General features: G+C 57.2%; 10 protein-coding genes. 2 read left to right on the top strand and 8 right to left on the bottom strand.

What is annotated here, in order from left to right; translation table 11 throughout:
- Positions 1-46 precede the first annotated feature (46 nt).
- The 3 genes from rplL to rplA form a co-directional block, all read right to left on the bottom strand.
- Positions 47-424: a 50S ribosomal protein L7/L12 gene (rplL, locus tag AC5S26_RS18305; RefSeq protein ID WP_026386906.1), complete on the bottom strand. Its 378-nt coding sequence runs from the start codon at positions 422-424 to the stop codon at positions 47-49.
- Positions 425-561: 137 nt separating this feature from the next.
- Positions 562-1,260 carry a 50S ribosomal protein L10 gene (gene rplJ / locus AC5S26_RS18300; RefSeq protein WP_494186367.1) on the bottom strand — a complete coding sequence of 233 codons (699 nt, stop codon included), beginning with the start codon at positions 1,258-1,260 and terminating at the stop codon, positions 562-564.
- A gap of 92 nt (positions 1,261-1,352) precedes the next feature.
- A complete protein-coding gene (rplA, locus tag AC5S26_RS18295) occupies positions 1,353-2,063 on the bottom strand; it encodes a 50S ribosomal protein L1 (RefSeq protein WP_494186366.1) in 711 nt (236 codons plus the stop codon).
- 279 nt (positions 2,064-2,342) lie between these two features.
- Here rplA and AC5S26_RS18290 point away from each other — a divergent pair, with 279 nt between their 5' ends.
- Entirely contained in the window at positions 2,343-3,518 is a 1,176-nt protein-coding gene (locus AC5S26_RS18290) for an SPL family radical SAM protein (RefSeq protein ID WP_494186365.1), read from the top strand.
- 9 nt (positions 3,519-3,527) lie between these two features.
- On the opposite strand, the gene AC5S26_RS18285 is transcribed toward AC5S26_RS18290, so the two are convergent.
- From AC5S26_RS18285 to ftsZ, 5 genes are all read right to left on the bottom strand, one after another.
- A complete protein-coding gene (locus tag AC5S26_RS18285) occupies positions 3,528-3,863 on the bottom strand; it encodes a hypothetical protein (protein WP_494186364.1) in 336 nt (111 codons plus the stop codon).
- Positions 3,864-3,894: 31 nt separating this feature from the next.
- Positions 3,895-4,344, bottom strand: a complete 450-nt coding sequence (gene tsaE, locus AC5S26_RS18280) for a tRNA (adenosine(37)-N6)-threonylcarbamoyltransferase complex ATPase subunit type 1 TsaE (RefSeq protein WP_494186363.1) — start codon at positions 4,342-4,344, stop codon at positions 3,895-3,897.
- A 49-nt stretch (positions 4,345-4,393) separates the two neighbouring features.
- Positions 4,394-6,001 (bottom strand): NAD(P)H-hydrate dehydratase, encoded by a 1,608-nt coding sequence (locus AC5S26_RS18275; RefSeq protein ID WP_494186362.1) that lies wholly within the window; start codon positions 5,999-6,001, stop codon positions 4,394-4,396.
- Positions 6,002-6,131: 130 nt separating this feature from the next.
- A complete protein-coding gene (locus tag AC5S26_RS18270; RefSeq protein WP_494186361.1) occupies positions 6,132-7,370 on the bottom strand; it encodes a penicillin-binding transpeptidase domain-containing protein in 1,239 nt (412 codons plus the stop codon).
- A 149-nt stretch (positions 7,371-7,519) separates the two neighbouring features.
- Positions 7,520-9,001, bottom strand: a complete 1,482-nt coding sequence (gene ftsZ / locus AC5S26_RS18265; protein ID WP_494186360.1) for a cell division protein FtsZ — start codon at positions 8,999-9,001, stop codon at positions 7,520-7,522.
- 437 nt (positions 9,002-9,438) lie between these two features.
- Here ftsZ and AC5S26_RS18260 point away from each other — a divergent pair, with 437 nt between their 5' ends.
- Entirely contained in the window at positions 9,439-9,936 is a 498-nt protein-coding gene (locus AC5S26_RS18260; RefSeq protein ID WP_494186359.1) for a methylated-DNA--[protein]-cysteine S-methyltransferase, read from the top strand.
- The last annotated feature ends 34 nt before the right edge of the window (positions 9,937-9,970 follow it).

The following is a 9,970-nucleotide window of genomic DNA, read 5'->3' as shown; positions in this document are numbered from 1 at the left end:
TTGATAAGAATAACTCGTTCCGCCCAGAAGTGCAACTGCCGGGTAACTACTTGATTTCTACGGTAGCAACACCCTCGAACTTCTTCGCGATTGCAGCCGCGTCGTCCTTCGAGATGTTCTCCTTCAAAGGCTTGGGAGCGCCGTCTACCAGATCCTTGGCTTCCTTCAAGCCAAGAGCGGTGACTTCGCGTACAGCCTTGATGGTGTTGATCTTGTTCGCACCGGCATCCTTCAGGATAACGGTGAACTCAGTCTTTTCTTCTGCCGGGGCTGCCGCTGCCGCGCCGCCACCCGCAGCCGGAGCAGCTACTGCTGCCGCTGCTGCCGAAACGCCAAGACGCTCCTCGAGCTTCTTTACCAGAGCCGAAGCCTCAAGCAGGCTCAAGCTAACGATCGAATCTTCCAACTGCTGAATGTCCGCCATTTTTCTTCTCCAATACCTTCTGAACTTGTACTGCCGATTACTTCTCCGAAGCCCTACTCCGCTCCGGTTGCCTAGCCCCTTCCGGGTTTCCGTTGCGCCCAGACCAGCGCACCCGAACAAGACCAGACGAAACTTGATTACCCCTCAACAGGCTCCGAGCCTGCCGCTTCACCCGCCTGAGACGCTGTCGCATTCTCAGGCTGAGCCGCGCCCGAAGGCTGCTCGCTGGCTGCCGACTCTTCGACATGCGCTGCGGCAACTTCGGTAACCGCCGGGGCTGCCTCTTCGGCCTTCGCTGCAGGAGCCGATCCGGAGAACTTCTCCTTCTCGACGCCCTGGTTGATCACAACGGCCAGATCGCGTCCGGTCGCATTGATCACTGTCGCCAAACGCTGCGCAGGAGCATTGATCAGGAACAGAAGCTTCGAGAACAGCTCTTCCTTGCCCGGCATGTTGGCCAGCTCGGTGATCTCCTGAACATTGATCACCTTGCCATCGACGATACCCAGCTTGAAGGTGAACTCCGAATTGTCCTTCACCCACGTAGAGAGGGCCTTTGCCAAAGCCACGGGATCGCCCGAGGTGTAGGCCACAGAGTTGACGCCCTTCAGCCCCTTCAATGCATCTTCGATCTTCGTGCCTTCAGCCGAGCGCGCAGCAAGCTTATTCTTCACCACGTGATAGCTTCCACCAGCGCTCCGAACCGTCTTGCGCAGACTGAAGTCCTTCTCCGCCGTCAGCCCGGTAAATGTACCGATAATGGCCGAGGTCGAGGTCTCCAGCTCGCTCGCGAGCTTCTTTACCTTATCCGACTTCTGTGATCTGGACAGTGCCATAAAAATCCTAGCCTTCACTGCTAGCCCTGATTAGCTAGCTGAAATTGTGCGTCGCCTAGTGCGACAAAATCCCTATACGCCGAACCGGCTGTTTACGCCTTGCCGGCAGCCTCGGCCGCTGCGTAATCCAGCTGAATCCCAGGGCCCATCGTCGAGCTGATCGTCACGCCCTTGATGTACTTACCCTTGGCTGCGGAAGGCTTTGCCTTCACAACACTGGTGATCACGGTCATCGCATTGTCGATCAGCTTTTGCTGATCAAACGAGAGCTTACCCACGGGAACGTGAACCAGAGCGGTCTTATCGGTCCGAAACTCGACCTTACCAGCCTTGATCTCCTTCACCGCATCCGCAACATTGGTGGTAACCGTGCCGGTCTTGGGGTTCGGCATAAGACCCTTGGGTCCAAGAACCTTACCCAGGCGTCCAACCGACTTCATCATGTCAGGAGTCGCGATCAGCGCATCGAACGCGGTCCAGTTCTCTTTCTGGATCTTCTCGACCAGCTCTTCGCCGCCGAAGAACTCAGCTCCCGCCGCCTCAGCGTCGCGAACCTTATCGCCCGAAGCAATGACAGCCACAATTTTGGTCTTGCCCAAGCCGTGCGGCAAAACAACCGTGCCGCGAACCATCTGGTCGGCGTGCCGCGGATCGACACCGAGACGCATCGTCAGATCGACGGTTTCATCAAACTTTGCGTACTTTGCTTTCTGAAGCAGCGGAACTGCGTCCGCCAGAACGTAAGGACGGGGCTCAACGAGCGCGCGCGCCTTCGTCAAATTCTTGGAGATCTTCCTGGCCATCTTTCCTCATCTCCCACCCCTCTCGAATCTGTTCCTTCGGGGCGTGGTTATCGACTGGTCTCAACGGCTAGTTGAGACACTCTTATAAGTATGCAGTAAGTTTGCGCCTTATGCAAACTTTTTTATCTTTTTTGCCAGTTTAATCCTCGATTCTGGCCATTTACGGGCCCTGTCCTCGCACCATCGCGATTCGGCAAAAGAGGATTTCCACCTGTTCAAAACTCGTAGCTTGACGACCGATATGGATGGGCCTATTCTCATCTCAAGAAAGGCGAACAAATGGCGAAAACAACAAAAACAAACGCCTCGCTCTTCCCTATCATCGACCAGCCGTCCGGATCGCCTCCGGTAGGCATTGCCCGCATGGCCGTTGAGTCGACCCACACGGACGACGGTCATCTCATTGAGTTCCGCACTCTCAAAGTCCGCAGCGTCCTGAATCGCTCTATCTCCAAGCGTATGAGCTGGATCGCCTGGGCCATCAATCCCTATCGGGGATGCGAGTTCGCCTGTCGTTACTGTTACGCCCGCTATACCCATGAGTTCATGGCTCCCGCCCCGGGCCAGCCTCAAACGGCTGGACAGCCGGACTTCCACGATCCGCTCACCTTCGAGCGACTCATCTTCCTCAAGCAGAACGCCGCCTGGCTGCTTGAGCAGGAACTTCGCCGCCACCATCCCTCCGACCAGATTGCCATCGGTACCGCCACCGATCCCTGGCAGCCGATCGAGCGCCGCGCCCGCATCACCCGCAGTCTGCTGGAAGTCTTCTCACGGCACTCGGGCTATAACATCGGAATCGTCACCAAGTCTCGCCTGATTCTTCGCGATATCGACCTGCTTCAGGAGATTCACCGGCGCAATCGCCTTGTCGTCCATATCACGATCACCACGCCGGACGCCGGTCTCGCCCGCCTGCTCGAGCCACGTGCTCCCCGCCCCGATCTTCGCCTCGAAACCGTTCGCCAGCTCCGCCATGCCGGCATCACAACGGGAATCCTCTGTTCGCCCCTTCTGCCGGGTATCACAGATACCGAGGAAGCGATCGACCGCATGGCTTCACTCGCCTCGCAGGCAAATGCCAGTTTTTTCGCCGCCAACCCGCTCTTTCTAAAGCCGTGCTCCCGTCCTACCTACCTGAGTTTCGTTCGGGAGCACTTCCCTCATCTCGTTGCCGACTACCACCGCCGCTTCGACCATGCCGACTTCGCTTCGAAGCCCTACGCCCAACACCTCACCAGTCTCGTAGCCAAGGCACGGGAGCGCCATGGCCTCAATCGTCGTCGGCTCGACGAGCCGGAGGACATCGGCAGCACCCTTAAGACCCCGCTTTTAGCGCCACACGGATCTACCTCAACCGATCCGCGCCCTCGTAATCCCGAACCTCAGGCTGCCGCCCCGCGAAAGCCAGCCACGCCGGCCAGAATGCATACGCAGCAATGCCTCTTCGCCTGAGGCTCCAGCTCAATTCAAATCCATAGGAGTAAACGATGCGAACATGGTGGACGATTCAGCCAATCCGGTCAGGGGCACGATCTCGCAGGCGGCGGCGTATCGCTCCCAGAGCTTCAGGACGGCAGGATTGGAATGCGCCCGCTCCACGCCGCCCTGAGTCCACTCGAAGACCTCCACAACCGTGCCGTCCGCTGCTTTTGCTACAACGGCGGCTCGATCCGTGGCCAATCCTTCCCGGCGTAGTAGAGGAACATGCTCACGAGTAATCTTCTCGAGCTCCGCTTCCTTCCCCACCTTCGGCCTATAGGCCACAACAACAATCGTCTTATCCGAACCACTTTGCATAAACGCCTCCAATTCAACCGTCGTCCATACTTCAGGCCCAGCGAACCATCATTCCACGCTCATCGCCTTCACCATGCTCCATCGCAATCTCCGCATCCATGCGTGAAACGACGTTCTCGAAGCGCTCTCCCCATTCCACAAGCACCAGGGCATCGGGTTCGGCGATCATTTCTTCAAGGCCAAGAGTCGCCAGCTCACGTTCCGTCTCCAGACGATAAAGATCGAGGTGGTAGACCTTCACCTTCGACCCAGCGTACTCATGTACCAAGGTGAACGTAGGGCTGGTTACATCCTCCTCGGTCGCGGCTCCCAGTGCGGCGGCGATTCCCTTCACCAACGTCGTTTTTCCCGCGCCAACCTCGCCACGCAGGACTACGAGTTTTGGTGCAGGCAAGAGGATTTCGGCGATCCTCTCTCCCAGTGCTAATGTTCCCGCAACGCTTCGGGTGCGAAATCTCTTCTCTCGAGAAAAGTTCTTCAACGGCTCTCCTTGTATTTTAACGCGGTCAAAACAAGACAACGGTTACTGTTCACCGCAGCCCGCATATCCAGGTAAATCCATCTTCATCTCGTATTCGGCAGCGAAAGGCATCTGAAAAATGCGCTACCGTGTCGGTGGCGAGCACGGTATGCTCATCCATTACGCGCGCTGCAAAATCTGCCGCCAAGCCGTGCAGGTAAACTGCCGTCTCGACTGCGCGAGCTACATCGTTCGAGTACTGCGACAGCATCGCCGCTACAATTCCCGTCAGGATATCGCCGCTGCCTCCCTTGGCCATGGCTGGATTTCCAGTCGTATTCACGGCGACGCGACCATCCGGATGCGCTATCAGCGTCCGCCACCCTTTCAGTACCAGCGTGAGCTTGTGCTCCGTCGCAAACTTTCTCGCCAATCCGATGCGATCGGCCTCGACCTCTTTTACAGTCAGCCCCAACAACCGTGCCATCTCGCCCGGATGCGGAGTCAACACCAACACCCGCCCCGTGCCATCCAACAGGTCAGCTCTTCCGTCGAAGGCATTCAATCCATCCGCATCGACCACCATCGACACCGTCACCTTTGCGACCAGCTTCCGAGCCACGGCCTTCGCATCGCCACGCTGCGATAATCCTGGTCCGAGCGCCACGACCGTCATCCGATTCAAGAGTTCTTCCAGCTTTGTCCCTTCCACATTCTCCTGTGCAATTGAGCCTTCCGCATCCTCCGCGAGGGGTTTGACCATCAGCTCCGGCGTTACACACGCCACTACATCGGCCACATTCTTTGGAACTCCCGCAGTCACCAGACCAGCCCCCGTCCGCAGAGCGGCGAGTGACGACATTGCTGGAGCTCCAGCCGTTCCATAACTTCCGCCGACCACCAGGACATGCCCGAACTTCCCTTTATTGGAGTTGGGGTCGCGCGGCTTCTCCGCCAGCGCTTTGGAGCTTCCAGTCCAGCTCAATCCATCGCCCTGGGGAATGGCATCTTCAGGTGAGCCGATCTCTGCGACCACCACCGGACCGGAAGTCATATATCCGAAGACGTGCGCCAGCTTTGGGGCGGTAAACGTCACCACGACATCCGCACGAAACGCTCCTGGCGCGGTCTGCTCCACGGAGTCAGCATTCCATCCACTCGGCATGTCTACCGCGATTACTGGAAAGGAGAGTCCCTCGACCAGACCTCGGGCCGTCTCTGCAAGTCCACGCAGAGGAGGATGAAATCCGGTTCCTACCACCGCGTCCAACAGCAGGTCGGCGGGGCTTCCGACAGGCTCTTCGGTCACTCCAGTTTCCCAAAGGACACGCTGCAAAGTTTCCTCGTCCTGCACCTCGTGCACAACAACCTTACCCGTATCGAGCAGGCGTGCCAGCGCCGACGCCGCTTCTCCTTTGACGTCGCCCGATTTGCCCAGTAAAACCACACTCACGGACAGGCCGGAGATCGCCAGGAACCGTGCTGCAACCATGCCGTCGCCGCCATTGTTGCCCTTACCGCACAATACGACGATCCGCTCTGCTTTCGGATACTGTCGCCGTGCGAATTTCGCGACTGCTTCCCCCGCGGCTTCCATCAATACGCCGAGAGGTGTACCAAACTCCTCCACGGTCCGTCGATCCGTTTCGCCCATCTCTGCCGCAGTAAGAACTCTCATTCCATCCTTCTATCCCACTGGGCGGGGTCGAGGCAAAACCGGGTCAAATGACGACTCTCCCAAAACCGCAGAAATCAAAAACAAAAGCCTCGCTCACGCGAGGCTTTCAACTTGATCCGGCAGACGATGCTTAATCGGTGCCTCCCACAGCTCCCGAGGCTTCCTGTGACTTGGGATGAAAGTAGCTCTTATCCCAGAGCGCCTGGTAAAACTGCCCGGTCAACTCTGCGGCCTTCGGTCCGAAGGTCGGTCTTCCACCTTCCAGGAAGAAGACTGTCACGATACGCCCGTTTGGAGTGTCCGCATAGGAACCGAACCAGCCAAATCGGGTTCCATTATTGGAGCAGGTTCCGGTCTTGCCCATTACCGGGAACTGGCTAAAGTTGGTCCGCAACGACCGTGCCGTGCCATACATCACCGCACCCTGCATACCGTCGATGATCTCCGGGATCAGCGGGGCGATATTCAATTGTCGCTTCACTCGCGGTTCGAAGGTCGCAATGTCGATCGCGCTCTCCGGATGCTGCAGATAATAAAGGGTTCCACCATTCGCAATCGCCGAAACCAATGCCCCCAATTGCAGCGGAGTCATCGAAACGCTCTCGCCGAACGAACACATTCTGCCTACGCCCCCCAAAGACGCAGGGAGCACTTCATCCGGATACGTTCCAAGTTGCTCACCCTGAATGTGATAGCCGGCCAGTTCGCCCAGGCCAAACTCGTTGGCATAGTGCTTCACTCGCTCAAACCCGAGAGATCGGCCCAAGGTTTCGAAATACGCGTTATTCGAGTGCGCCAGAGCTTCAGTCAGCGTCAAGTGATACTTTCCGCCCAGATTTACTGGCGTATCCTTCTTTACGATCCCTTCTTCGAGAGCCGCCAACGCAACTGTCAACTTGATCGTCGAGCAGGGTTCAGCTCCACGGGAGAGTGCCAACTTCTGGTTAACCATTGCCAGAATGCGCCCGCTCGAAGGGTCGATCGCCAGCGCCGTGCCGTTCATGTTTCCCAAGGCCTCAATCGCCGCCGCCCGGACGATCGGATCTTCCCCATCTGTGACGTCACCCAGCGTCAGATTGTCGGCAAAGGAGCTGGCGGAGAAGTGCTCATAGTGCCGTGTGCGTCGAACCGCCAACTTTGCCCGGGCTCCGCGCCTACGTGTCGATGAAGTTGCTTTCGCCGAAACTGTCTTTTTCTTGCTGCTGCTTACCTTTGAGGTCTTCGCCGTCTTTCCCTTCGCCGAGACATGCACTGTCCCCGAAGAGTGGTGCTTTACGCTCCCCGACGACGTTACCCCCCAAACTTCAATCCCCGAACCCAAAACCAGGCCCAGAAGGATACCGCCAACGACGTTGACCCATTTAGACACCCGGGTGCTCCTTCTAACATCAAAACGTATGGTGCAATTGAGTTGCCATTCGTCAATGACAAACCCTTAGAACATCCTAAAGAATGTTCCGTCTAACAAAAGTGCTACTTCCATGGTACTTGGCTTGCGCGGATTGCGTCGCGAAAAGCTCAGTTCCCACGTCTTAAAAAGGCCGGTATATCCAAATCATCCGGTTCCACGGAGTCGGCCTGTACCGACGCTGTGTCTCCAAAGGGAGCCCGCACGCTGGTATCGGAGGCCGGGACATTTAATGGGACGTTCTCAGATACCGGGAAGTAAGCGCTGTCACGAACCCCAGCCTCCACTCGAACGGGGTCGTCGGAGTGATGCGATACTGTGACCCTCGATTGGGAGCTCCGGAAGAAATCATCATCAAATACTGATGCGGGTACCGGAACCAACTCCTGACGCGTCGGCGTCGGGGATGGTGCCTCAGGTAAAACGATCTTAGGCTCGGCCGTCGGCCCACGGCGTTCTTCGGCCACCGGACCGGGTTGTGCGAGCTCTTCACTCAAAAATCTAGGCGCCGCGGCCCGCGGTACCGAAATGCGAGGCTCGATTGGAACGTCATATCGGAGCGTGGGTAACGTCGCCTCGGCCAGCATTCGCTCGCGCCGGGCCGGCATCTCCTGCTGCCGGAAACCCGTGGCGATTACGGTGATCTTTACATCTTCCCCCATCGCCTCATCCTGCACAGCGCCGAAGATAATGTTCGCGTCCTCATGCGCTGCGTTCTGGATAATCGTCGAAGCCTCGTTGACCTCGCTCAGCTTGAGATTGTTAGAGCCCGTAATATTGATCAGGATTCCCCGTGCCCCATCGATCGCGCCAGATTCAAGCAGGGGCGAAGCCATCGCCGCCATCGCCGCCTCGACCGCCCGATTCTGTCCGGAGCGCATCGCCGTTCCCATGACGGCGTACCCCATGCCCGCCATCGTCGTCTTCACGTCTGCGAAGTCACGGTTGATGACCCCCGGAATCGTGATGATGTCTGATATTCCCTGCACACCCTGTCGCAGGACATCGTCTGCAATACGAAAGCTCTCGAAGAACCCGGCGTCTTTTGCTACGGCCAGCAGCTTCTCGTTTGGGATCACGATTACCGTATCCACCGATTCGAGCAACTCCTGCATGCCGCGCTCGGCCTGCATCATGCGCCGCTTACCTTCGAATCCAAAGGGACGTGTAACCACGGCAACTGTCAGCGCCCCCATCTCGCTGGCCAGCGAGGCGATCACGGGCGCCGCGCCCGTGCCAGTACCCCCACCCAGACCGGCGGTGACGAAGACCATGTCAGCACCTTCCAGCGCCTCGATAATCTTGTCCGAGTCCTCGAGTGCTGCCCGCCTGCCAACGTCCGGATTTGCCCCCGCACCAAGGCCGCTCGTCAGCTTCACACCAAGCTGCAGCTTTACTGGAGCATTTGAGACCGTTAAAGCCTGGACATCCGTGTTCGCCGCGATGAACTCAACACCCTCAACCTTGGCAGCAATCATGCGGTTTACGGCGTTATTTCCGCCGCCACCGACGCCGATGACTTTAATCTTTGCCCCGCGCGGGACCTCATCGTGATAGTGGATACGGATATCATCTTCAGGCAGATTCGGCATCGGTGCAGGGCTCCTTCACTCACCCAATTCTCACATCAACCCCGCTTGCAAAACACCCACGTTTTCCACTCCCCGTACCATCGCTGGTTCAGCCACGATTCGAAAGTGATCGCCAATCTATTCGCATAGCCATCTACCTCCCCGTTCCATAGCCAATGCGGACGGATTTTGCTGTGAATGCGGGTTGCGATTCGGAGTAAAACAACGGCATCCTTGCTCCCCGATGAACGCGTCCGAAAACCGCGAGTTTTAAATTTACCGCGATGAGACAGTCAGTATATGACCTGTCCCCTTCCAGCGATTGCCTATAGGGCGCTCAAGAGCCACGGACCTTCTACCGGTTTGATCTTAGCTGCCCGGAGAGGAAGATGGCCTTGGAAAGTCAACTACAACTACTTTTCGCCTGCTGAACACGTCGCGAAGATGAAAGGACGAACATGAATCTATTTCACAAATTCGTTACCTCGCCAGTTGGCAAACTGAAGCTCGTGGCAAGCGACAAAGGCCTGGTCGCTATTTTGTGGGAGAACGACAACCCTCGCCGAGTGCCATTGACATCTTCCATGGAAGACGACCAGCAGAAGATACTTGTCGAGGTTGAGCGCCAACTGAATCAATACTTCACAGGCGAACGTCGGTCATTCTCTCTGCCGCTCGATATGAGAGGAACCCCTTTTCAAAAGGATGTCTGGGAGGCGTTGCTATCGATTCCCTTTGGGGAAACGCGCAGCTATGGACAATTAGCAAAACAGATTGGAAGATCCAGCGCAAGCCGTGCCGTCGGCGCAGCCAACGGCCGCAATCCTATTTCGATCATTGTTCCGTGCCATCGAGTGATCGGGTCTTCAGGCAAGCTCACCGGTTTTGCTGGCGGACTGGAGACGAAGGCTAACCTCCTTGATCTGGAGAAAAAAGGTACTCCTCTCTTTGGATGACTCAAAGGCGGCCCTCGTTATGGAAAGCCCAAGA

The sequence above is a fragment of the Edaphobacter sp. FHG110511_03 genome, assembly GCF_059115365.1.
This window is presented reverse-complemented; position numbering and strand designations above follow the sequence as displayed.

What these genes read in the sequence shown, in the direction of transcription:
- AC5S26_RS18290 (WP_494186365.1), top strand. Translation starts at nt 2,343, where the DNA reads ATGGCGAAAACAACAAAAACAAACGCCTCGCTCTTCCCTATCATCGAC.
- AC5S26_RS18285 (WP_494186364.1), bottom strand. Translation starts at nt 3,863, where the DNA reads ATGCAAAGTGGTTCGGATAAGACGATTGTTGTTGTGGCCTATAGGCCG.
- AC5S26_RS18260 (WP_494186359.1), top strand. Translation starts at nt 9,439, where the DNA reads ATGAATCTATTTCACAAATTCGTTACCTCGCCAGTTGGCAAACTGAAG.
- rplJ (WP_494186367.1), bottom strand. Translation starts at nt 1,260, where the DNA reads ATGGCACTGTCCAGATCACAGAAGTCGGATAAGGTAAAGAAGCTCGCG.
- rplA (WP_494186366.1), bottom strand. Translation starts at nt 2,063, where the DNA reads ATGGCCAGGAAGATCTCCAAGAATTTGACGAAGGCGCGCGCGCTCGTT.
- ftsZ (WP_494186360.1), bottom strand. Translation starts at nt 9,001, where the DNA reads ATGCCGAATCTGCCTGAAGATGATATCCGTATCCACTATCACGATGAG.
- AC5S26_RS18275 (WP_494186362.1), bottom strand. Translation starts at nt 6,001, where the DNA reads ATGAGAGTTCTTACTGCGGCAGAGATGGGCGAAACGGATCGACGGACC.
- rplL (WP_026386906.1), bottom strand. Translation starts at nt 424, where the DNA reads ATGGCGGACATTCAGCAGTTGGAAGATTCGATCGTTAGCTTGAGCCTG.